The organism is Zobellella sp. An-6, assembly GCF_052487945.1.
In genome coordinates this window covers 2,048,770-2,070,050 of sequence record NZ_CP199259.1, presented here as the reverse complement: position 1 = coordinate 2,070,050, position 21,281 = coordinate 2,048,770, and the positions used below count along the sequence as shown (strand labels likewise).

The window sequence follows — 21,281 nt, the reverse complement described above, 5'->3', positions numbered from 1 at the left end:
TATGCAATCCTGGTTTCGTCCTCTGGCCATCGCGGTGGCCGCCAGCCTGCCCCTGGTGGCGCAGGCCCAAGACCGTCTTTCCGTCTACGCCTGGGCCGAATATCTGCCCGACGGCGTGCTGACCCAGTTCACCAAGGAAACCGGCGTCAAGGTGGATTACGCCACCTTCGACTCCAACGAGGCGCTCTATGCCAAGCTGAAACTGCTGCAGACCAGCGGGGCCAGCGAAAGCTACGATCTGATCTTCCCCTCCAGCTACATGCTGAGCAAGATGGCGCGGGAAGGCATGCTCCAGCCGCTCGACAAGAGCAAGCTGCCCCATCTGGAGCAGCTGGAGCCGAGCCTGCTCGACCGGGAGTTCGATCCGGGCAACCGCTACAGCGTGCCCTACGCCTTCGGCAGCACCGCCATCGCCCTCAACCGGGACGAACTGGCCGACGCCGAGGTGGACTCCTGGGCCGATCTGTGGGACAGCCGCTGGCAGGGCCAGCTGATGCTGACCGACGACATTCGCGAGAACTTCCAGATGGCGCTGCTGACCCTGGGCCATTCCGCCAACAGCAAGGATCCGGCGGAAATCAAGGCCGCGTACGAAAAGCTGCAGGCGCTGAAGGACAACGTGCTGCTGTACAACTCCGACAACCCGCGCATGCCCTATGTGACCGGCGAGGCCTCCCTCGGCCTGATCTGGAGCGACCAGGCCTACAAGACCCAGCAGGATGGCATGAACCTGGAGTACATCTATCCGGAGGAAGGCGCCATCTTCTGGGTGGACAGCGCCGCCATTCCGAGCAACGCCAAGTCGGTGGATGCCGCCCACCAGTTTATCGACTTCCTGATGCGCCCCGAAATCGCGGCGAGCATCATCGAGGAGCTGGGCATAGCGGTGCCCAACCAGGGCGCCAAGGCCCTGCTGCCCGCCGAGGTGGCCGAAAACCAGGTGCTGTTCCCGAGCGGCGAGACCGTGGCCAAGGGCCACTTCCAGGACGACCTGGGCGACGAAGTGCTCGCGATCTACGAAGGGCACTGGGTACGGCTGCGCTCCAACTAAGGACCTTCCCCTCCCCCATAACGATCAAAGCCCGCATGATGCGGGCTTTCCAGTGGATGACAACGTCATCTGTTTTACCGGCATGAGTCGGCCAAAGGGCCAACTCCGCCGACACGCTGCAAGCACATCCTTGTGACGCTCGACACATGCCATCCCTGGTATGTGACGCTCAGCGGCGCTGTTCCCTTTACCCGCCTGTTTTGGCATTTGTGTTGCCCGTCTAGACCAGCCCGAAGTGCTGTCGGCAACCCGCATCATGCGGGCTTTTTGCTATTTTTTCCTGCCCGCCAGCAGCTCCTCCACATAGGCGGTCACCATCCGGGTGGCCGGGCCGTAGCGGTGTTCGTCGAAATGGTTGTTGACCAGGCTCGGCTCCAGGTTGATTTCGATGGTATGGGCGTTGTGCATGGCGGCTTCGTGCACGAAGCCCGCCGCCGGGTAGACGTTGCCCGAGGTACCGATGGCGATGAAGAGGGTAGCCTCGCTCAGGGCCTGATAGATGCGATCCAGCAGCAGCGGCATTTCGCCGAACCAGACCACGTGCGGCCGCAGCGGCTCGGGAAACTGGCAGCAGTGGCACAGATCCGTGTGGTGCAGCGGGCCCGTCCAGGCCACCGTCTGGTTGGAATGGGGACAGCGGGCCTTGAGCAATTCCCCGTGCATGTGCAGCACATTCCGGCTGCCGGCCCGTTCGTGCAGATCGTCGATGTTCTGGGTGACCAGGGTTACCCGCTCCGGCCATTCCGCCTCCAGCCGGGCCAGGGCATGGTGGGCGGCATTCGGTGCTACCGTCTGCAGCAGCGCCCGGCGGGCATTGTAGAAGCTGTGCACCAGTTCGGGATCCCGCTGGTAGCCCTCGGGGGTGGCGACGTCCTCGATGCGATGCTCTTCCCACAGGCCGTCGCTGGCCCGGAACGTCTTGATGCCCGACTCGGCCGAGATGCCGGCCCCGGTGAGGATTACAATATTGCCTTTGCGCACGGAGGCATGCCTCTGCTGGATGAACTTGTGGTTAGGCTAACAGCATAGCGAAGCACAGGCCAATGCTGCCTTAGTCTAACCAACAAAAAGCCAGGCGATGTGCCTGGCTTTGGAGGGTTACTCTGGGTTGTCGAGCAGTGTCGCGTTTTCTACCCTGGCCTTGAGCTTCTGGCCGGGGCGAAAGGTGACCACCCGCCTGGCCGAGATGGGAATGTCTTCCCCGGTTTTGGGATTGCGCCCGGGGCGCTCCCCCTTGTTGCGTAGTTCAAAATTGCCGAAACCGGAAATCTTGACTTGCTCACCCTGCTCCAGCGCGCTGCGGATTTCCTCGAAAAACGCTTCGACCATCTCCTTGGCATCACGTTTACTCATGCCAAGCTCGGTGAACAGATGCTCTGCTATGTCGGCCTTGGTTAACGCCATACGCTTAATCCCTCAAGGAAGCATTAAACTCGTCGGAAAGGGCGGACACGATGCGCGCCACCGTCTCGGCGATCTCCTTCTCTTCCAAAGTCCGTTGGGTATCCTGCAACACCAAGCTGAGCGCCAGGCTCTTCTTGCCATCGGCAATACCTTGTCCTTGGTACACGTCAAACAAGTTTAAGCCAACCAATTGATCTCCGCCAACTTTCCTAACTAAATCAAGGATATCGCCGGCAGCGGTCGACCGCTCCACCACCAGGGCCAGATCCCGGCGGTTGGCCGGGAAACGGGACACCTCACCGGCTTCGGGCACGACCCGCTCGGTGAGGGCCGCAAGCTCGATCTCGAACAGATAGGCCTGGGACTTGAGACCCAGCTTCTTCAGCAGACTGGGGTGCAGGGCGCCGAGCAGTCCCACCTGACGGCCGGCCCGCAACAGCGCGGCGGACTGTCCCGGGTGCAGGGCCTCGATGTCGGTGCGGGCGAAGGCGAAACTCAGCTCATCGGCACCGAGGGCCAGCAGGCTTTCCACGTCGCCCTTGAGGTCGAAGAAGTCCACGCCCCTGGCGGCCATGTCCCAGTGCTCGTCCACCACCGGGCCCAGCAACAGACCGGCCAGCACCGGGGTCTGGCGCACGCCGTTTTCGGCAGCCTCATCGGGGATGAAGGTCAGACCCTGTTCGAACAGACGCAGCCGCGCCTGCTGGCGGTTCTGGTTGTAGACCGCCGCCTGGATAAGCCCCGGCCACAGGGACACCCGCATGGCGGACATGTCGGCGGCGATGGGGTTGGGCAGCACCAGGGGCGCGACCTGGGGGAACAGCAGCCGCTGCTGCTCCGGGTCCACGAAGCTGTAGGTAATGGCTTCCTGATAGCCCAGATCCACCAGGGCGTCCTTCAGCCGACCCAGCGGCAGGCTCGCCTCCCGCTGGCGGGACATGTCGAGCCGGGCCAGGGGCGCCACGTTGGGAATGCGGTTGTAGCCGTAGATGCGGGCCACTTCCTCGATCAGATCCTCCTCGATGGCGATATCGAACCGGTAGCTCGGTACCTCTACCTGCCAGTCATCGCCGGTGGGGGTGACCTCCAGTCCCAGGCGGGCCAGCATGTCGGTGACCTGGGTGGCGGGAATGTTGATCCCCAGCAGCCGGGTCAGCTTGCCGTGGCGCAGGGTGATGCTGGCACGCACCGGCAGGTGCGCCTCGGACACCGCTTCGACCACGGGACCGGCCTCGCCACCGCAGATGTCCAGCAACAGCGCGGTGGCCCGCTCCATCACCTTGCGCTGCAGCTGGTAATCCACGCCCCGCTCGAAACGGTGGGAGGAGTCGGTGTGCAGGCCATAGCTGCGGGCCCGGCCGGTGATCGACAGCGGGCTGAAGAAAGCGCATTCCAGCAACACGTCCCGGGTGTTTTCATTCACCCCGGTGGCCTCGCCGCCGAAGATGCCGGCCATGGCCACGGCTTTTTGGCTGTCGGCGATCACCAGGGTATCGCCGTTCAGGCTGACCTCATTGCCGTCGAGCAGGATCAGCTTCTCGCCCGGCTCCGCCTGGCGCACCACTATGCCGCCATCGAGCCGGGCCAGATCGAAGGCATGCATGGGCTGGCCCCACTCCAGCAGCACGAAGTTGGTGATGTCCACCACCGGATCGATGCTGCGGATGCCGCAGCGACGCAGTTTTTCCTGCATCCACAGGGGCGTTTCGGCCTTGACGTCGATGTTCTTCACTACCCGCCCGAGATAACGCGGGCAGGCCGCCGGGGCGTCCAGCCGGATCTCGACCCGCTCGTCGATGCTGGCCGGTACCATTGGGATCTCGGGCCAGTTCACATCCTGCTGGTTCAGCACGCCCACTTCCCGCGCCAAGCCGGCCAGACTCAGGCAGTCGGCCCGGTTGGGGGTCAGATCCACTTCAATAATGGCGTCGTCGAGACGCAGGTAATCGCGCACCCCGGCACCGATGGGCGCATCGGCCGGCAACTCGATAATGCCATCCGAGTCCACATCCATGCCCAGTTCGCTATAGGAGCAGAGCATGCCGTGGGAGGGCTGGCCGCGCAGCTTGGCTTTCTTGATGGTGAAGTCGCCGGGCAGCACGGCACCGACCACAGCCACCGCCACCTTGAGGCCCTGGCGGCAGTTGGGGGCGCCGCAGACGATGTCGAGCAGTTCTTCTGCGCCCACGTCGACCTTGGTCACCCTGAGCTTGTCCGCATCCGGGTGCTGGCCGCACTCGACCACCTGCCCCACCACCACCTGGCTGAAGGCACCGGCCACCGGGGTGATGTCGTCGACTTCCAGGCCGGCCATGGTGATCTGCTCGGCAAGAGCCTCGGCATCCAGACCGGTCGCCACCCATTCATCCAGCCATGATTTTGAAAATTTCATTATTGCTCCTGCCGCTTACCGGAATTGCTTGAGAAAACGCAGATCATTTTCGAAGAAGGCGCGCAAGTCATTGACGCCGTAACGCAGCATGGTCAGGCGCTCGACCCCCATGCCGAAGGCGAAGCCGCTGTAGCGCTCGGGATCGATGCCGACCGCGCGCAACACATTGGGGTGCACCATGCCGCAGCCCAGTACTTCCAGCCACTTGCCGTTCTTGCCCATCACGTCCACTTCGGCACTGGGCTCGGTAAAGGGGAAGTAGGAGGGACGGAAACGGATCTGCAGATCCGCCTCGAAGAAATTGTTGAGGAAATCGTGCAGCACGCCCTTCAGGTGGGTGAAGCTGACGTTCTCGTCCACCAGCAGGCCTTCCACCTGATGGAACATGGGGGTGTGGGTCTGATCGTAGTCGTTGCGATAAACCCGGCCCGGGGCGATGACGCGCAGGGGCGGTTGCTGCTGCTCCATGGTGCGGATCTGGACGCCGGAGGTGTGGGTGCGCAGCATCAGCTCGGGGTTGAAGTAGAAGGTGTCGTGATCGGTGCGGGCCGGATGGTGCGCCGGGATATTGAGGGCATCGAAGTTATGGAAGTCGTCCTCGATCTCGGGGCCTTCCGCCACCTGGAAACCGAGTTCGCCGAACAGGGCTTCGATGCGGCGGATGGTGCGGGTCACCGGGTGCAGGCCGCCGGCCGACTGGCGGCGCCCGGGCAGGGTGATGTCCAGGGTCTCGGAAGCCAGCTTCTGGTTCAGTTCGGCCTGTTGCAGCGCGTCGCGCTTGTTGTTGATGGCGTCGGTGACCGCCTGCTTGGCGTGGTTGATGGCCTGGCCGGCGGCAGGGCGTTCTTCGGCCGAGAGCTTGCCCAGGGCCTTGGACTGCTCGGTAAAGATCCCCTTCTTGCCCAGATAGTGGACCCGGATTTCATCCAGTTCGACGGCGTTGGCGGCAGCCTGGATCTCCGCCTGTGCTTTGACGATCACGTCTTCCAGCTGATCCATGTGTTCCTCGTACTTGCCCGCCTTGGCGGACGCTAAATAATGTGAAAGGCCTTGATAATAAAGGAAATGCCCCTTTTCCGCCACCACTGGGCCGGCCGGGGACCAACAAAAAAGGAGGCCGGAGCCTCCTTATTTCATCTATATCGCGCAGCGACTTAAACCAGGGCTTCTTTGGCTTTGGCGACCAAAGCGGTGAAGGTGGTCTTGTCGTGTACGGCGATATCAGCCAGGATCTTGCGATCGATTTCAACGGAGGCTTTTTTCAGGCCATCGATGAAACGGCTGTAGGACAGGCCGTTCTGACGGGCCGCGGCGTTGATACGGGCGATCCACAGTTGACGGAACTGACGTTTTTTCTGGCGACGGTCACGATAGGCATATTGACCGGCCTTGGTTACGGCCTGGACGGCAACGCGATAGACGCGCGAACGGGCACCGTAGTAACCTTTGGCCTGCTTCAGTACTTTCTTGTGACGAGCGCGGGCAGTAACACCACGTTTAACTCTTGGCATTGTTCACTCTCCTCTTAAGCGGTCGGCAGCATGGACTTGATCTGGGCGACGTCGGACGCAGCTACCAGACACTTGCCGCGCAGCTGACGCTTGCGCTTGGTGCTTTTCTTGGTGAGGATGTGACGCAGGTGGGACTGCTTGCGCTTGAAGCCACCGGAGCCGGTTTTCTTGAAGCGCTTGGCAGCGCCCTTGTTCGATTTCATTTTCGGCATAAAAACTCCGCATTGTTAATAACAACAAACAGCAAGGCGAGCCGGGCAACGGTGTTGCCCGGCTACTTGCAGGGCCTTACTGTTTTTTCTTCGGGGCCAGCACCATGACGGCCTGACGCCCTTCCAGCTTGGGAAAGGCCTCGACCAGGGCCAATTCGTCCAGATCCGCCTTGATGCGGTTGAGCAAATCGAACCCGAGTTCCTGGTGCGCCATTTCACGACCGCGGAACCGCAGCGTGACCTTGGCTTTGTTGCCCTCTTCCAAAAAGCGAACCAGGTTGCGTAGTTTTACCTGATAGTCGCCTTCATCGGTACCTGGCCGGAATTTGATTTCCTTGACCTGGATTTGTTTCTGCTTTTTCTTCTGTTCCTTGGTAGCCTTGCTCTTCTCGTAGAGGAACTTGCCGTAATCCATGATACGGCAGACGGGCGGCTCGGCATTGGGACTGATTTCCACCAGGTCTACGCCTGCGGCGGCGGCGGCCTCGAGTGCCTCATTGATGGACACTATGCCCAGTGCTTCGCCTTCCAGGCCGACCAGACGGACTTCTTTCAGTCGGATTTCTTCATTCAGTCGGTTGCGAGGAGCAGGTTTGCCCCCTTTTTTAGCGCCTTTTATAACCTATCCTCCACTGTGTTCTTGCCGCGGGTCCGGATCTCCTGCTGAATCAGCTGGGTCAGCGCTTCTACGTCGAAGGTGCCGAGATCCTGTCCTTTCCGGGTACGAACCGCTACTTGGCCGGCTTCGACTTCTTTATCGCCGCAAACCAGCATGAAAGGTACCCGCTTCAGAGTATGCTCGCGGATTTTAAAGCCTATCTTCTCATTTCTCAAGTCCGCTTTGGCCCGAATGCCAACATTATTCAAACTGTTAGCAAGATGGCGGGCATAGTCGGCCTGGTTGTCGGTAATATTGAGCACCACCACCTGGGTCGGGGCCAGCCAGGTCGGGAACAGCCCGGCGTATTCCTCGATCAGGATGCCGATGAAGCGCTCGATGGAGCCCAGGATGGCACGGTGGATCATCACCGGTACATGGCGGTCGTTGTCTTCGCCCACATAACTGGCCCCCAGCCGGCCCGGCAGCGCGAAGTCGAGCTGGACGGTGCCGCATTGCCAGGCCCGGTTCAGGCAATCGTGCAGGGTAAATTCGATCTTGGGTCCGTAGAAGGCGCCCTCCCCCGGCTGCAGCTCATAGGCGATGCCGTTGGCCTTGAGCGCTTCTTCCAGGGCCAGCTCCGCCTTGTCCCAGATCTCGTCGCTGCCGATGCGCTTCTCCGGCCGGGTCGACAGCTTGACCGCGATATTGGTAAAGCCGAAGGTGCCGTAGGTGTCGTACACCATGCGGATACAGGCGGAGACCTCTTCCTGGATCTGCTCTTCGGTACAGAAGATATGGGCATCATCCTGGGTAAAGCCGCGCACCCGCATCAGGCCGTGCAGCGCACCGCTCGGCTCGTTGCGGTGGCAGCAGCCGAATTCCGCCATGCGCAGCGGCAGATCCCGGTAGGACTTGAGCCCCTGGTTGAAGATCTGCACGTGACCCGGGCAGTTCATCGGCTTGATGGCGTATTCCCGGTTTTCGGAGCTGGTGGTGAACATGTTTTCGGCGTATTTGTCCCAATGCCCCGATTTTTCCCACAGCACCCGGTCCATCATGAAGGGGCCCTTGACCTCCTCGTAGCCGTACTCCTTGAGCTTGTCGCGTACGAAGTGCTCCAGTTCACGGAAGATGGTCCAGCCGTCGTGGTGCCAGAACACCATGCCCGGCGCTTCTTCCTGCATGTGGTAGAGGTCGAGCTGCTTGCCGATTTTGCGGTGATCGCGTTTGGCCGCTTCTTCCAGTTGGGTCAGGTAGGCCTTGAGCGCCTTCTTGTCGGCCCAGGCGGTACCGTAAATGCGCTGCAGCATCTTGTTCTTGGAATCGCCCCGCCAGTAGGCGCCGGACACCTTCTGCAGCTTGAAGTGCTGGCAGAAACGCATGTTGGGCACGTGCGGCCCCCGGCACATGTCGATGTATTCTTCGTGGTGGTAGAGCCCCGGCTTGTCGTGCTGGCTGACGTTCTGATCCAGGATTTCTATCTTGTAGGGCTCGTGCCGACGGGCGAAGGTGTCCCGCGCTTCCTGCCAGCTGACCTTTTTCTTGACGATCGGATACTCGGTTTTGGCCAGCTCCAGCATGCGGGCCTCCAATTTCTCGATGTCTTCTTCGGTCAGGGTGTGGTCCAGATCCACATCGTAATAGAAGCCGTTGTCGATCACCGGACCGATGGCCATCTTGGTCTGGGGCCACAGCTGTTTGATGGCGTGGCCCAGCAGGTGAGCGCAGGAGTGGCGGATGATCTCCAGGCCGTCCTGATCCTTGGCGGTGATGATGGCCAGGGTGGCGTCGTGGTTGATGAGTTCGCAGGCATCCACCAGTTCGCCGTCTACCCGGCCGGCGATACAGGCCTTGGCCAGGCCGGCGCCGATGTCCTGGGCCACGTCGAGCACGGTCACGGGATGGTCGAAATGGCGCTGGCTGCCATCGGGAAGAGTAATTGTCGGCATGCAATGTCCTTAACAGTGGTGCACCCTACCAAAGTGCACATGTAGTGTGTGAAAAGGGGTCTACCGTTCCGACCATCTGGCTTTACCTTGCCAGTCTGGCGCGCCTTATGGTGCTACCCGGCGGCACAGGTCGGGGACTGCAGACTCTAGCAGAATCGGCCGGCGGTCGCCATGGCTGCGTCACCCGCCCTGCCGTTCGGCCTTGTGCTTCAGCTGGATAAAGCGACTGTGGGGAATGTAGAGCAGATCGGCAACCTGGCGGATCACCGCTTCTTCAAGGGGATCCAGCCGGCCATCGGTGAAGGCAATCAGCCAGAGCGCGTGCAGTATGGCCTCCCGCTGCCCTATCGGCAGCGTCTTGAGGCGGGAGGTGAATTCGTAGAGGGACACCGCCTCCTGCTGCTGGGTCCGGCCCTGCTCCAGCCAGTCGTGCACTTCTTCCTGGCTCTGGCCGAACAGGCGGGCCAGCAACTGCTCCATGCGCCGCTGTTCATGCCCGTTCGCTTCGCCATCGGCCAACATCACCTCGGTGAGCAGGGCGGCCACGGCGACCTCTTCACTGAGTGCGATGGGGGCAGTAGGCAGGGTGCCTTCAAACCATTTTTTTATCTTATTAATCATGAAGTCTCCAATTTTGATCCCGGTGGGTTTTGCCCTGGCCCGCATGGCCTATACTGTTGACAAAACACGCGTCAGTGGAGGCGTTATGTGGCAAGTGATCGCCAGTCAGATCTCGGAAGCAACCGGCACTGACTTCCATATCCTGGATAAGAAACCATTGTCCGGGGGGGATATCAATCAGGCCTTCCGGGTGTCCGACGGCCACACCAGCTACTTCGTTAAGTTAAATGACCGTGCCTGGGTGGATATGTTCCGCTGCGAATGGAACAGCCTCGAACATCTGTTGCGTACCCAGACCCTGTTGGTGCCCAAGCCTATCTGCTGTGGCATCACCGTCAGCAGCAGTTTCCTGGTACTGGAATACTTGATACTGGGCGAATCGAATGAGCAGGACTGGCACATGTTCGGTCGCCAGCTGGCCCACCTTCACCAGAGCCACAGCCAGCCCATGTACGGCTGGGACGAAGACAATTTTCTCGGAACCAGCGTCCAACCTAATGCCTGGCACAAGAAGTGGTCAACCTTCTTCGCCGAACAGCGGATTGGCTGGCAACTGAAATTATTGGAGGAAAAAGGCATCCGTTTCGGCGATATCGAGGAAATTGTCGGGGCCATCAAGCTGCGCCTGGCCAACCATCACCCTCGCGCCTCCTTGTTGCACGGTGACCTGTGGCGTGGCAATCTTGCCTTCAGCGAACATATGGGGGTGCTGTTTGACCCCGCCAGCTATTTCGGTGATCGGGAAACGGATATCGCCATGACCGAGTTGTTCGGCCAGTTTCCTCATGCGTTCTACCAAGGCTATAACGCTGTCTGGCCGTTGGATGAAGGCTATGGCGAACGGCGTGAACTCTACAACCTGTATCACCTGCTCAATCATGTGAACCACTTTGGCGAGCCCTATGTCGATGAAGCCAAAGAGTGTCTTTATCGGGTCGTAGCCAGCTAGGAGACTTTATGCCCCACCCCGTGGTGTTGATTACCGGTGCTGCCAAGCGAATCGGTGCCGAAATGAGTCGTTTTCTGCATCAAGCAGGTTATCGGCTGGTCCTGCACTATCATCACAGCGAACAAGCGGCGACCAGCCTTGCCCGGGAACTCAATGAACACAGGCCCGACAGCGTTCGCCTGTTGTACCAGGATCTGACCCGGCTCGATGAACTCAAGGACATGGCCGATCGGGCACTGAGCTGCTTCGGCCGCCTCGACGGTCTGGTCAACAATGCGTCCGCCTTTTACCCTACTCCCTTCGGTGAGGCGACCCCGGCCCAGTGGCAGGAGCTGTCCACCACCAACGCCGCCGCCCCCTATTTCCTGATCCAGGCCCTGGCCCCGGCGCTGAAGCAGAACCGGGGCGCCATAGTGAACATGGTCGACATCCATGCCGAAAAGGGACTACAGCACCACCTGCTCTACAGCATGGCCAAGAATGCCCTGGCCACCCTGACCCGGAGCCTGGCCGTCGAACTGGCCCCAAGGGTGCGGGTCAATGGCATCGCCCCCGGCGCCATCATCTGGCCCGAGCATGAACTGAACGATGAGCAAAAACAGCGAGTATTGGCGTCCATTCCCATGGGACGGCTGGGCGAACCCCGGGAAATCGCCGAGACCGCCGCCTTTCTGCTGGGGGGGCCAGGCTACCTGACCGGGCAGATCATCGCCCTGGACGGCGGCCGCTCCTGCCGGGGACTTCCCGAGGCCTGATCCGAGGACAAGCCCATGCGTGATTATTTCGAGCAAAACATCGTTTGTCCCCATTGCGGGCATCATACCCGCATCATGGTGGATGCTTCCGACGGCGATCAGGACTACTACGAAGATTGTCTGGCCTGCTGTAACTCCATGCATATCACCATCAAATGCAACAGGGAGACCGAGGAGGTGACGGTTACCGTGGATGCGGACGACGAGCAGTACTTTTGAACCGGGCGGAGTGTGGTCTTCCACATGCATGTTGGCATAACACTATCGCGTCGCCATCACCCGTTCAACCGTGTCCACAATCGCCTGAGTCTGGGGATCGATCTCGATATTGACCTTCTGCCCCACCTGGATGCTTCCCATATTGGTCCTTGCCAGGGTTTCGGGGATCAGGTGTACGACGAAGCGATCCGAACGTACCTCACCCAGGGTCAGGCTGATACCGTCGATACCGACATACCCCTTGGTAAACACATACTTGCCAAGCTCGCTCGGTAAGGCAAACCAAAGGCTGGTGTTGGTTTCGCTCTCCTGCCGCCCCAGCAGCTCGCTCTGGGCCATGATGTGCCCGGACATGGCATGGCCGCCGATCTCGTCGCCAAAGCGTGCCGCCCGCTCCAGGTTGACCCTGTCGCCCACCTCAAGCCGCCCCAGGTTGGTGACCCTCAGGGTTTCCGCCATCAGGTCGAAGCTCACCCTGTCCCCCTCGATGCGGGTCACGGTCAGGCAGCAACCGTTATGGGCCACGGAGGCGCCCAGTTCCAGCCCGGGCAGCAAGGCCTCCGGCAGCCGGACCACATGGGTGCGAAAATCGGTTTTGTCGATGATCTCAAGCACAGTTCCCTGACCTTGCACAATTCCGGTAAACATAGTTCTTATCCAATATTGATAGATAGTTGAAGATACTGGGAAAATGCCACGAACAAGGCTATATTGCCAACACCTGCCGGCCTCCCCGAGCCTTCTTTACCCAGCGGACCCGAGAATCCGTGAGTCGGCAGCGATCCGTCCCATCATGATGCCGAGCGAGAACCACAGGATGGCGCTTAAGCCCTATCTTTGCGAAACCCTGCACCTGTTGCGGCTCTGCGGCCCCATACTGGTCGCCCAGATAGCCCAGACTGCCATGAGCTTTGTCGATACCGTCATGGCCGGTCAGGTCAGCGCCACCGACATGGCGGCGGTGGCAGTGGCCACCAGCTTCTGGCTGCCGATCATCCTGCTGGTACAGGGGGTGGTGATGGCGCTGACCCCCATCATATCGCAACTCAACGGCGCCCGTCGCCATCGGGAGGTGGCCGGTGCCGTGCACCAGGGATTCTGGCTGACCCTGCTGGTGATGGTGCCCGCCGGGCTCGCCCTCTATTATTCTCCCCTGGCGTTGCACTGGATGAATGTCGAGCCGGTGCTGGCCGAGAAGACCAGCGGTTATCTGCACGGTATCCTCTGGGGCATGCCGGCCTATGCCCTCTACCAGGTGTTGCGCAACTTCAGCGAAGGCCTGTCCCACACCCTGCCGACCATGGTCATCGGTTTTATCGGCCTGGCCGTCAACGTGCCGGCCAATTACGTGCTGATCCACGGCAAGCTGGGCCTGCCGGCCCTCGGCGGTGTGGGCTGTGGCTATGCCTCGGCGCTGGTGTTCTGGGCCATGCTGGCGGCCATGGTGATCTATAGCCGCCGCTGTGTCCTGTTGCAACGCTTTACCGTCTTCCGGGCGCCGAGTAACCCGGACTGGCGCCAGATCAGCCGTATCTTCCGCCTGGGCTTTCCCATCGCCATGGCCATTTTTTGCGAAGTCACCCTGTTCACCGTGGTGGCACTGCTGCTGGCTCCACTGGGCTCTGAAGTGGTCGCCGGCCACCAGATCGCCATCAACTTCTCCAGCCTGGTGTTCATGCTGCCCCTGAGCCTCGGCATGGCCCTGACCATCCGGGTCGGTCACAGCCTGGGCGAAGGCTGCACCCGCCAGGCCAGGGTCGCCAGCATCGCCGGCCTGGTGTTCGGCTGTGCGCTGGCGGTGTTCACCGCCCTGGCCACCATGCTTGGCCGGGACCGGATAAGCGGCATCTATACCGATAACGCGGGCGTACTCGAACTCGCCTCCAGCCTGCTGCTGCTGGCGGCACTGTACCAAATTTCCGACTCGGCCCAGGTCATCGCCGCCGCCGCCCTGCGAGGCTACAAGGACACCCAGGTGATTTTCTATATCACCCTGGTGGCCTACTGGCTGTGCGGCCTGCCCGTGGGCATGGTGCTGGGCCTCACCGACTGGCTGGTCCCGGCCATGGGCCCGCACGGCTTTTGGATCGGTTTTCTGATAGGCTTATCGGTAGCGGCATTCATGTTGATCTGGCGGTTGCGCATTATCTATGAAAGGGTGGAACAACGTGATCGGGCTGCTCTGTCTCTGGCTGACGGCCTGTAACCCCCACAACGAACTGGAGCGGCACTTCCAGACCTACCTGGCCCGGGTGGCCAATGTGCTGGAGGTCTCGCCCCCGTCCCTGCCCGCGCCCGCGCCTCTGCCTCCACTGCCGCCCCAGCGGCGGCTGCAGCAGCAGCAACAACGGGTCACCGCCGGCCTGCTCGATACCCTCAAGCTCGGCGAGTGCCGGCTGCTCGGCCTGGTCGGCGAGCACAACAGCCCGGTGGGCAAGAGTCAGAGTGCCGCCGCCATACTGCTTTATCACCTGCAGTTCCAGCAGGGACTGCGCGACTGCCTGGTCCGGGCCGAGGATCCGTCCCTGCAGGACTGGCTGACCGAGGTCGAGTCCCTGAAAGCCCCCCTGCTGCCCGGCTACCACTGGAACATGATGGTGGCCGAGCCGGAAATCCGCGCCGCCCTGATGCCCCGTGCCCGGGCTCTGCGCTTTGCCGAGCAGGGTGGCTATCAGGAGACAGTGGCGGCCTTTGCCCTGTTCGATCGCCTCTATCGCCAGGCTCGGGGGCTGGCCGAGCCGGTTCCTCTCACCGGCCGGGAACTGAATCACGCCCTCAGCGGCCTCTATGACAACGATTACCTGGGACAGTTGTTCTACTCCCTGCACAGTGCCGCCCATTACCTCGAGCAGAGCATCGATTTCCTGCGGCAGCTTGAGCAGTTCGATTGCGGTCCCCGGGGCCGGGAGCAGGCCGAACGGCTACGCAACGCCATGCAGCACTACTACATCAGGGGCATTCAGGCCTACTTCAGCCGGCTCGATCGCCAGTTCGTGCAACTGGCCCCCCTGCTGGAACGTACCCTGAGCCCGCCAATGCCAAGCAACGACAGGCTGGCCGATTACCGCCGCCATTTCGCCCGGGGGCTCGACAGCCTGGTCTACACCCGCTACCGGGAGCAGGCCCTGGCCCATGCCCGGCTGTGGCAACGCTTCCTGGCCCGGTGCGATATTTCACCGACTTGAACAATAGTTCTTCATCCGTTTGTTCGATAAGAAAAAATGCTTGCCCCTGCCCCCGCCCTTGGCTAGTATACGCAGCGCCTGAAGACGGCCTGCGTTCTTAGCTCAGTTGGTTAGAGCACCACCTTGACATGGTGGGGGTCGGTGGTTCGAGTCCACTAGAACGCACCAGGTTTACTACAACGGCAATGATATGCGTCCTTAGCTCAGTTGGTTAGAGCACTACCTTGACATGGTAGGGGTCGGTGGTTCGAGTCCACTAGGACGCACCAGATTACGGCACAAAGATTTTGCGTTCTTAGCTCAGTTGGTTAGAGCACCACCTTGACATGGTGGGGGTCGGTGGTTCGAGTCCACTAGAACGCACCAGTTACTGAACCTGCCTCGCGCAGGTTTTTTTGTGTCTGTCTTCCTGGCTTCTCCGGTTATGTCTAGCCCGCTCAAACTGAACATTGAAACGACGTGATTTTTAAACCTTAACACTTTGATCACACTGTCTCCCGCTACGGTACCTTGCCGACCGCAAATCACTCGAATAACGGAGAGACCCATGAATCATCAGAGTTTGGCCGCCCACTGGATGCCCTTCACCCCGAACAAGGGCTTCAAGGCACAACCACGCATGCTCACCGGCGCCAAAGGCATGTACTGGACCACGGACGATCAACGCCAGGTACTGGACATGACCGCCGGCCTCTGGTGCTGCAACGCCGGCCACGGCCACCCCCATATCGCCGAGGCCATCGCCCGGCAGGCCAGGACCCTGGATTACGCCCCCTGTTTCGGCTTCGGCCATCCCCTCTCCTTCGAACTGTCCGAGCGTCTGGCCGCCCTGGCCCCGGGCAACCTGAACAAGGTGTTCTATACCAACTCCGGCTCAGAGTCGGTGGATACCGCCCTCAAGATGGCGCTGGCCTATCACCATGCCCGGGGCCAGGGCGGCAGGCAGCTGTTTATCGGCAGGGAGCGGGGCTACCACGGCGTCAACTTCGGCGGCATCTCGGTGGGGGGCATCACCAACAACTACAAGGCCTTTGGCCAGTGGCTGCCGGTGGATCACCTCTCCCACACCCAGGATCTCGCCCTGAACGCCTTCTCCCGCGGCCTGCCGATGCACGGTGGAGTAGACATGGCCAATGAGCTGGAGCGACTGATCCGGCTGCACGACGCCAGCCGTATCGCCGCCGTCATCGTCGAGCCCATCACCGGCGCCGGCGGCGTGCTGCCGCCGCCGGTGGGGTACCTCAAGCGCCTGCGTGAAATCTGCGACCGGCACGACATACTGCTGATCTTCGACGAGGTGATCTGCGGCTTCGGCCGGACCGGCGAAGCCTTTGCCAGCCAGACCTTCGACGTGTTGCCCGATATCTTGACCACGGCCAAGGGTCTGACCAATGGTGCCGCCCCCATGGGCGCGGTGTTCGCCGGCGATCATATCTACCAGGCAGTGGTGGATGGCGGCGGCCCGGGAGTGGAGTTCTTCCACGGCTATACCTATTCGGCCCACCCGCTGGCCTGCGCCGCCGCCATGGCCACCCTGGATATCTACGAGCAGGGCGGCCTGCTGCGCCGGGGAGCCCAGGGCGGCGACATCGCCAGTTACTTCGAGCAGGGTCTGCACAGCCTGAAAGGGCTGCCGGGGGTCATCGACATTCGCAACTATGCCCTGATCGCCGCCGTCGAGTTCGAGCCGCTGCCGGGTCAAGCCGGCGCCAGCGGAGCCATGATCCAGTCCGCGGCCTGGGAGCAGGGGGTGATGTTGCGCGCCCTGGGGGATGCCGTCGCCATGTCGCCGCCGCTGATCATCGAAAAACACCATGTGGACCAGACCGTCGGCATACTTGAGCAGGGCATCCGTCGGCTCTATGGCTGAAAAAAAACGGGCTGCCCAGGCAGCCCGTTTTTTGTATGTTGGCATAAGACAAGGGTTAAGCGACCAGGGCTTCCAGGCTTTGCCTGGCCTGATCCAGGCCCGCCTTCTGTGCGTCCTCGCCCATGTTCAAGGCTTCCGCATAGACGAATTCCACTTCGGTGATGCCGATAAAACCCAGCACGGTGCGCAGGTAAGGGGTGATCAGGTCGGAGGGACTGTCCTTGTGCATGCCGCCACGGGTGGTCACCACCACCGCCTTCTTGCCTTTCACCAGTCCTTCCGGCCCCTGCTCCGTGTAACGGAAGGTGATGCCGGCACGACAGACCAGATCGATCCAGGCCTTGAGCTGTACCGGAATATGAAAGTTGTACATGGGAGCGCCGATGATCAGGGTATCGGCGGCCTTGAGCTCTTCCACCAGCCCGTCTGACAGCGCCAGCAGAGCCTGCTGTTGCTCGCTGAGCTGATCCCCGCCCCGCAGGGCCATGGCGCCGGCACCATCCAGCATCGGCAACGGCTCGGCGGCCAGATCACGGATCTGCACGCCCTCGGCACCGGCCCGCTCGATCATGTAGTCTATCAGTTTTGCTGACTGCGAATATTCACCCAGAATGCTGGACTTCAGTACCAGTGTCTTGCTCATATGACCACTCCTTTTTCTGTAGATTCATGCTGAACTAACATCTTGCTGTCATAACACGCTGCCATGCTCAGCGGATGGAGCCACTTTAGGACAAGGTAGTGGTGGGAGAAATCGGAAATTAACGCACAATACATTCAATAATTTTGAAAAAGAAAAAACCATAAAAACTACATTTACGTAAACGTAACTTCAGACATGTTGGTTTTATAACAAAAAGAAAACCCTCGCAAGCGAGGGTCAAACAAACGGAAACGTGCTTAAACAGAGCTACGCATCATACCTAACAAGTTGCTGAATTTAGGCTGGAGCAATTGGCTAGACCTTGATGCCCTTTCAATCTAACCGGGCACAATTGTGAAGTCAACGTAAAAAAATCACAAACCGTTCAACTGAACAGCAAACGAGCAACATGATTACGTTAACGTAACAGGAAACAAATGACACATTTATCGCGGCTCCGTGTCACCTTTGCCTGCCCGGTCCCTGCACATCCTCACCTCGGCCAAATTGGGACTCATACGAATAATTCGCAAATGGGAGCTGTTTCGCAAAATCGTCGGTAATTCTGAGCGTTACACAAGCGCAATAATGAAATCCTGTCTAACCTTTCAGTAAAGGACTGAAAGATGTGTGCGCAAGGCTCTTTCTTCTTAATGCAATAACGCAAGATGACAGGGCCGGGATTTATGGGGGACAGTACTATGGGTATCTTCGAGCACTACCAAACGCGCTATGAAAAAGCGAAGGAAGAAGAGTACAGCCTACAGGAATTCCTGGACATGTGCCGGGAAGACAAGGCCTGCTACGCTTCCGCCGCCGAGCGACTGCTGATGGCGATCGGCGAACCGGAAATGATCGACACCGCCCAGGTGCCGAGATTCAGCCGGCTTTTCTCCAACCGGGTGATCGCCCGCTATCCGGCCTTTGCCGATTTCTATGGCATGGAAGACAGCATAGAGCAGATCGTGTCCTATCTTAAGCACGCGGCTCAAGGGCTGGAAGAAAAGAAACAAATCCTGTATCTGCTCGGTCCCGTGGGTGGCGGTAAGTCGTCCCTGGCCGAATGTCTCAAGTCACTGATGCAGAAGGTACCCATCTACCGGCTCAAGGACTCTCCGGTCAATGACCACCCCTTCTGCCTGTTCGACACGGAAGAAGACGGCCCCATCCTGGAACAGGAATATGGGATTCCGCGCCGCTACCTGCGGCCAATCATGTCCCCCTGGGCGGTCAAGCGGATGCACGAGTACGGTGGCGACATCACCCGTTTTCGGGTCGAAAAAGTCTATCCGTCGGTGCTCGACCAGATCGCCATCGCCAAGACCGAACCCGGTGACGACAACAACCAGGACATCTCCTCTCTGGTGGGCAAGGTCGATATCCGCAAGCTTGAACATTACGCCCAGAACGATGCCGATGCCTACTCTTACTCCGGCGCCCTGTGCAAGGCCAACCAGGGGATGATGGAATTCGTCGAAATGTTCAAGGCACCGATCAAGGTGCTGCACCCCCTGCTCACCGCTACCCAGGAGGGGAACTACAACAGCACTGAGGGACTTTCCGCCCTCCCCTTCGAAGGTATCATCCTGGCTCACTCCAACGAGTCGGAATGGCAACACTTCAAGCATAACAAGAACAACGAAGCTTTCCTCGATCGGGTCTATATCGTCAAGGTGCCCTACTGCCTGCGGGTAACTGAAGAGGTGGAGATCTACAAGAAGCTGTTGGCCAACAGCGAGCTGTCCCAGGCCAAGTGTGCCCCGGGCACCCTCGAAACCCTGGGCCAATTTACCGTGCTTTCGCGCCTGAAAGAGCCGGAAAACTCCAGCCTCTATTCCAAGATGCGGGTTTACGATGGTGAAAGCCTGAAAGATACGGATCCCAAGGCCAAGTCCTACCAGGAATACCGGGACTACGCAGGGGTGGATGAAGGCATGACCGGGCTCTCTACCCGTTTCGCCTTCAAGATCCTTTCCCGGGTGTTCAACTTTGATCACGCCGAAGTGGCGGCCAACCCGGTTCACCTCTTCTATGTGCTCGAGCAACAGATCGAGCGGGAGCAGTTTCCGCAGGATGTGCACGACCGCTACCTGGAATTCATCAAGGGTTACCTGATCCCCAAATACGTGGAGTTTATCGGCAAGGAGATACAGACCGCCTATCTGGAGTCCTACTCCGAGTATGGCCAGAACATCTTCGACCGTTATGTCACCTATGCGGATTTCTGGATCCAGGATCAGGAATACCGGGATCCGGAAACCGGGCAGCTGTTCGACCGTGCCGCACTCAATGCCGAGCTGGAGAAAATTGAAAAACCGGCAGGGATCAGCAATCCGAAGGACTTCCGCAACGAAATCGTCAACTTCGTGCTGCGGGCCCGGGCCAACAACGCCGGCAAGAATCCCAATTGGACCAGCTACGAGAAGCTCAGAACCGTTATCGAGAAGAAGATGTTCTCCAACACCGAGGAGCTGCTGCCGGTCATTTCCTTCAACGCCAAGACCAGTGCCGACGAGCAGAAGAAACACGACGACTTTGTCGCTCGGATGATGGAAAAAGGTTATACCCGCAAGCAGGTCCGGCTGTTGTCCGAGTGGTACCTGCGGGTACGTAAATCAACCTGATGGAGTCATGTTGGGGGAAATTATGGCGCATTTTATCGACAGACGACTAAATGGCCGCAACAAGAGCGCTGTCAACCGGCAGCGCTTTATCCGCCGCTACAAACAACAACTGAAAAAGGCGGTGTCGGATGCGGTACTGAAACGCAGTATTCAGGATATCGATAAGGGCGAGAGTGTCTCCATTCCCACCCGCGATATCTCGGAACCCTTCTTTCATCAGGGCAAAGGAGGCAAACGGGAGCAGGTTCACCCCGGTAATGATCAGTTCATCACCGGCGACCGGGTCGAACGCCCGCTCGGTGGCGGCGGTAAGGGCGGCGGTCAGGGCGAGGCCAGCAACCAGGGCGAGGGCGAAGACGACTTCGTGTTCGAGATCTCCAAGGACGAATACCTGGATTTGCTGTTCGACGGCCTGGAACTGCCCAACCTGGAGAAAAACAAGCTCAACAAGATCAGCGAAATGAAGACCTTCCGCGCCGGATATACCTCGGATGGGGTACCGGCCAACATCAACATCATCCGCTCCCTGCGCCAGTCCCTGGCCCGGCGCACCGCCCTGCAGGCCGGCAAGAAGAGCACGGTGGCCGAACTGGAGCTGGAACTGGCCGACCTCAGCAAGCGTCCGGCGGAAAACTATGCCCGTATTCAGGATATAGAAGAGGAAATACTCGAGCTCAAGCGGCGTATCGCGGCGGTGCCCTTTATCGATACCTTCGATCTGCGCTTCAACAACTTCATCAAGCGCCCCATCCCCTCTACCCAGGCGGTGATGTTCTGCCTGATGGACGTATCCGGCTCCATGGATCAGGCTACCAAGGACATGGCCAAGCGCTTTTACCTGCTGCTCTACCTCTTCCTGACCCGTACCTACAAGAATGTCGATGTGGTGTTCATCCGCCACCATACCCAGGCCAAGGAGGTGGACGAACAGGAGTTTTTCTACTCTCAGGAAACCGGCGGTACCATCGTCTCCAGTGCCCTGCAGATGATGAAAGAAGTGATGCAGGAACGCTATCCGGCGGACCAGTGGAACATCTATGCGGCGCAAGCCTCCGACGGCGACAACTGGGCCGATGACTCCCCCCTGTGCCGGCAACTGCTGAACAACGACATCATGCCGCTTGTACGCTATTACGCCTATATAGAGATCACCAACAGGGCCCATCAGACCCTGTGGCACGAATACGAAACCATAGCGCGCAGTTACCCCAATTTCGCCATGGAGCATATTCGCTCGGTGGAAGACATCTATCCCGTGTTCCGGGAACTGTTCAAGAAACAAGCGGCGTGAGGTG

General features: G+C 59.8%; 20 protein-coding genes and 3 tRNA genes. 12 read left to right on the top strand and 11 right to left on the bottom strand.

What is annotated here, in order from left to right:
* Position 1 precedes the first annotated feature (1 nt).
* Positions 2-1,051: an extracellular solute-binding protein gene (locus ACT7DK_RS09610; RefSeq protein WP_445398569.1), complete on the top strand. Its 1,050-nt coding sequence runs from the start codon at positions 2-4 to the stop codon at positions 1,049-1,051.
* A gap of 270 nt (positions 1,052-1,321) precedes the next feature.
* Here ACT7DK_RS09610 and cobB read toward each other — a convergent pair whose 3' ends face one another.
* From cobB to ACT7DK_RS09565, 9 genes are all read right to left on the bottom strand, one after another.
* Positions 1,322-2,032, bottom strand: a complete 711-nt coding sequence (gene cobB / locus ACT7DK_RS09605) for a Sir2 family NAD+-dependent deacetylase (RefSeq protein WP_445398567.1) — start codon at positions 2,030-2,032, stop codon at positions 1,322-1,324.
* Between the two features lie 117 nt (positions 2,033-2,149).
* Positions 2,150-2,455, bottom strand: a complete 306-nt coding sequence (gene ihfA, locus ACT7DK_RS09600) for an integration host factor subunit alpha (protein WP_445398565.1) — start codon at positions 2,453-2,455, stop codon at positions 2,150-2,152.
* A 4-nt stretch (positions 2,456-2,459) separates the two neighbouring features.
* Positions 2,460-4,847: a phenylalanine--tRNA ligase subunit beta gene (pheT, locus tag ACT7DK_RS09595; RefSeq protein WP_445398563.1), complete on the bottom strand. Its 2,388-nt coding sequence runs from the start codon at positions 4,845-4,847 to the stop codon at positions 2,460-2,462.
* 15 nt (positions 4,848-4,862) lie between these two features.
* Positions 4,863-5,846: a phenylalanine--tRNA ligase subunit alpha gene (gene pheS, locus ACT7DK_RS09590; protein ID WP_445398561.1), complete on the bottom strand. Its 984-nt coding sequence runs from the start codon at positions 5,844-5,846 to the stop codon at positions 4,863-4,865.
* A gap of 155 nt (positions 5,847-6,001) precedes the next feature.
* Positions 6,002-6,358, bottom strand: coding sequence for a 50S ribosomal protein L20 (gene rplT, locus ACT7DK_RS09585; RefSeq protein ID WP_094038210.1), 357 nt, complete (start codon positions 6,356-6,358; stop codon positions 6,002-6,004).
* 14 nt (positions 6,359-6,372) lie between these two features.
* Positions 6,373-6,570: a 50S ribosomal protein L35 gene (gene rpmI / locus ACT7DK_RS09580; protein WP_014292509.1), complete on the bottom strand. Its 198-nt coding sequence runs from the start codon at positions 6,568-6,570 to the stop codon at positions 6,373-6,375.
* A gap of 76 nt (positions 6,571-6,646) precedes the next feature.
* On the bottom strand, positions 6,647-7,144 hold the full coding sequence (gene infC / locus ACT7DK_RS09575) for a translation initiation factor IF-3 (protein WP_445402320.1): 498 nt from the start codon (positions 7,142-7,144) through the stop codon (positions 6,647-6,649).
* 41 nt (positions 7,145-7,185) lie between these two features.
* Positions 7,186-9,120: a threonine--tRNA ligase gene (gene thrS, locus ACT7DK_RS09570; protein WP_445398558.1), complete on the bottom strand. Its 1,935-nt coding sequence runs from the start codon at positions 9,118-9,120 to the stop codon at positions 7,186-7,188.
* A 180-nt stretch (positions 9,121-9,300) separates the two neighbouring features.
* Positions 9,301-9,741 (bottom strand): tellurite resistance TerB family protein, encoded by a 441-nt coding sequence (locus tag ACT7DK_RS09565; protein WP_445398556.1) that lies wholly within the window; start codon positions 9,739-9,741, stop codon positions 9,301-9,303.
* Between the two features lie 85 nt (positions 9,742-9,826).
* On the opposite strand from ACT7DK_RS09565, the gene ACT7DK_RS09560 reads away from it, so the two are divergent.
* From ACT7DK_RS09560 to ACT7DK_RS09550, 3 genes are read left to right on the top strand one after another with little or no spacing between them, the layout of a single operon-like run.
* Positions 9,827-10,690, top strand: a complete 864-nt coding sequence (locus ACT7DK_RS09560; protein WP_445398554.1) for a fructosamine kinase family protein — start codon at positions 9,827-9,829, stop codon at positions 10,688-10,690.
* Between the two features lie 8 nt (positions 10,691-10,698).
* Positions 10,699-11,445 carry a pteridine reductase gene (locus ACT7DK_RS09555; protein ID WP_445398552.1) on the top strand — a complete coding sequence of 249 codons (747 nt, stop codon included), beginning with the start codon at positions 10,699-10,701 and terminating at the stop codon, positions 11,443-11,445.
* Between the two features lie 15 nt (positions 11,446-11,460).
* A complete protein-coding gene (locus ACT7DK_RS09550) occupies positions 11,461-11,664 on the top strand; it encodes a CPXCG motif-containing cysteine-rich protein (RefSeq protein ID WP_445398551.1) in 204 nt (67 codons plus the stop codon).
* A 42-nt stretch (positions 11,665-11,706) separates the two neighbouring features.
* Here ACT7DK_RS09550 and ACT7DK_RS09545 read toward each other — a convergent pair whose 3' ends face one another.
* The gene (locus tag ACT7DK_RS09545) at positions 11,707-12,312 is read right to left on the bottom strand and encodes a riboflavin synthase subunit alpha (RefSeq protein ID WP_445398549.1); all 606 of its coding nucleotides are present in this window, start codon (positions 12,310-12,312) and stop codon (positions 11,707-11,709) included.
* A gap of 148 nt (positions 12,313-12,460) precedes the next feature.
* Here ACT7DK_RS09545 and ACT7DK_RS09540 point away from each other — a divergent pair, with 148 nt between their 5' ends.
* From ACT7DK_RS09540 to ACT7DK_RS09515, 6 genes are all read left to right on the top strand, one after another.
* Positions 12,461-13,870 (top strand): MATE family efflux transporter, encoded by a 1,410-nt coding sequence (locus tag ACT7DK_RS09540; protein WP_445402318.1) that lies wholly within the window; start codon positions 12,461-12,463, stop codon positions 13,868-13,870.
* Positions 13,815-14,849 carry a DUF3080 family protein gene (locus ACT7DK_RS09535; protein ID WP_445398547.1) on the top strand — a complete coding sequence of 345 codons (1,035 nt, stop codon included), beginning with the start codon at positions 13,815-13,817 and terminating at the stop codon, positions 14,847-14,849. Before ACT7DK_RS09540 ends, ACT7DK_RS09535 begins: the two co-directional genes overlap by 56 nt.
* Positions 14,850-14,940: 91 nt before the next feature.
* Positions 14,941-15,017, top strand: a tRNA-Val gene (locus ACT7DK_RS09530).
* A 24-nt stretch (positions 15,018-15,041) separates the two neighbouring features.
* A tRNA-Val gene (locus ACT7DK_RS09525) sits at positions 15,042-15,118 on the top strand.
* Between the two features lie 20 nt (positions 15,119-15,138).
* Positions 15,139-15,215, top strand: a tRNA-Val gene (locus tag ACT7DK_RS09520).
* Positions 15,216-15,396: 181 nt separating this feature from the next.
* Positions 15,397-16,719 (top strand): aspartate aminotransferase family protein, encoded by a 1,323-nt coding sequence (locus ACT7DK_RS09515; protein ID WP_445398545.1) that lies wholly within the window; start codon positions 15,397-15,399, stop codon positions 16,717-16,719.
* Between the two features lie 55 nt (positions 16,720-16,774).
* On the opposite strand, the gene ACT7DK_RS09510 is transcribed toward ACT7DK_RS09515, so the two are convergent.
* Positions 16,775-17,362 carry an FMN-dependent NADH-azoreductase gene (locus tag ACT7DK_RS09510; protein WP_445398543.1) on the bottom strand — a complete coding sequence of 196 codons (588 nt, stop codon included), beginning with the start codon at positions 17,360-17,362 and terminating at the stop codon, positions 16,775-16,777.
* 701 nt (positions 17,363-18,063) lie between these two features.
* Here ACT7DK_RS09510 and ACT7DK_RS09505 point away from each other — a divergent pair.
* Complete coding sequence (locus ACT7DK_RS09505; protein WP_445398541.1) at positions 18,064-19,986, top strand: PrkA family serine protein kinase; 1,923 nt, start codon at positions 18,064-18,066, stop codon at positions 19,984-19,986.
* Between the two features lie 22 nt (positions 19,987-20,008).
* Entirely contained in the window at positions 20,009-21,277 is a 1,269-nt protein-coding gene (locus ACT7DK_RS09500; RefSeq protein WP_445398539.1) for a YeaH/YhbH family protein, read from the top strand.
* The last annotated feature ends 4 nt before the right edge of the window (positions 21,278-21,281 follow it).

What these genes read in the sequence shown, in the direction of transcription:
- ACT7DK_RS09610 (WP_445398569.1), top strand. Translation starts at nt 2, where the DNA reads ATGCAATCCTGGTTTCGTCCTCTGGCCATCGCGGTGGCCGCCAGCCTG.
- ihfA (WP_445398565.1), bottom strand. Translation starts at nt 2,455, where the DNA reads ATGGCGTTAACCAAGGCCGACATAGCAGAGCATCTGTTCACCGAGCTT.
- pheT (WP_445398563.1), bottom strand. Translation starts at nt 4,847, where the DNA reads ATGAAATTTTCAAAATCATGGCTGGATGAATGGGTGGCGACCGGTCTG.
- pheS (WP_445398561.1), bottom strand. Translation starts at nt 5,846, where the DNA reads ATGGATCAGCTGGAAGACGTGATCGTCAAAGCACAGGCGGAGATCCAG.
- rplT (WP_094038210.1), bottom strand. Translation starts at nt 6,358, where the DNA reads ATGCCAAGAGTTAAACGTGGTGTTACTGCCCGCGCTCGTCACAAGAAA.
- rpmI (WP_014292509.1), bottom strand. Translation starts at nt 6,570, where the DNA reads ATGCCGAAAATGAAATCGAACAAGGGCGCTGCCAAGCGCTTCAAGAAA.
- thrS (WP_445398558.1), bottom strand. Translation starts at nt 9,120, where the DNA reads ATGCCGACAATTACTCTTCCCGATGGCAGCCAGCGCCATTTCGACCAT.
- ACT7DK_RS09565 (WP_445398556.1), bottom strand. Translation starts at nt 9,741, where the DNA reads ATGATTAATAAGATAAAAAAATGGTTTGAAGGCACCCTGCCTACTGCC.
- ACT7DK_RS09560 (WP_445398554.1), top strand. Translation starts at nt 9,827, where the DNA reads ATGTGGCAAGTGATCGCCAGTCAGATCTCGGAAGCAACCGGCACTGAC.
- ACT7DK_RS09555 (WP_445398552.1), top strand. Translation starts at nt 10,699, where the DNA reads ATGCCCCACCCCGTGGTGTTGATTACCGGTGCTGCCAAGCGAATCGGT.
- ACT7DK_RS09550 (WP_445398551.1), top strand. Translation starts at nt 11,461, where the DNA reads ATGCGTGATTATTTCGAGCAAAACATCGTTTGTCCCCATTGCGGGCAT.
- ACT7DK_RS09545 (WP_445398549.1), bottom strand. Translation starts at nt 12,312, where the DNA reads ATGTTTACCGGAATTGTGCAAGGTCAGGGAACTGTGCTTGAGATCATC.
- ACT7DK_RS09540 (WP_445402318.1), top strand. Translation starts at nt 12,461, where the DNA reads ATGCCGAGCGAGAACCACAGGATGGCGCTTAAGCCCTATCTTTGCGAA.
- ACT7DK_RS09535 (WP_445398547.1), top strand. Translation starts at nt 13,815, where the DNA reads ATGAAAGGGTGGAACAACGTGATCGGGCTGCTCTGTCTCTGGCTGACG.
- ACT7DK_RS09515 (WP_445398545.1), top strand. Translation starts at nt 15,397, where the DNA reads ATGAATCATCAGAGTTTGGCCGCCCACTGGATGCCCTTCACCCCGAAC.
- ACT7DK_RS09510 (WP_445398543.1), bottom strand. Translation starts at nt 17,362, where the DNA reads ATGAGCAAGACACTGGTACTGAAGTCCAGCATTCTGGGTGAATATTCG.
- ACT7DK_RS09505 (WP_445398541.1), top strand. Translation starts at nt 18,064, where the DNA reads ATGGGTATCTTCGAGCACTACCAAACGCGCTATGAAAAAGCGAAGGAA.
- ACT7DK_RS09500 (WP_445398539.1), top strand. Translation starts at nt 20,009, where the DNA reads ATGGCGCATTTTATCGACAGACGACTAAATGGCCGCAACAAGAGCGCT.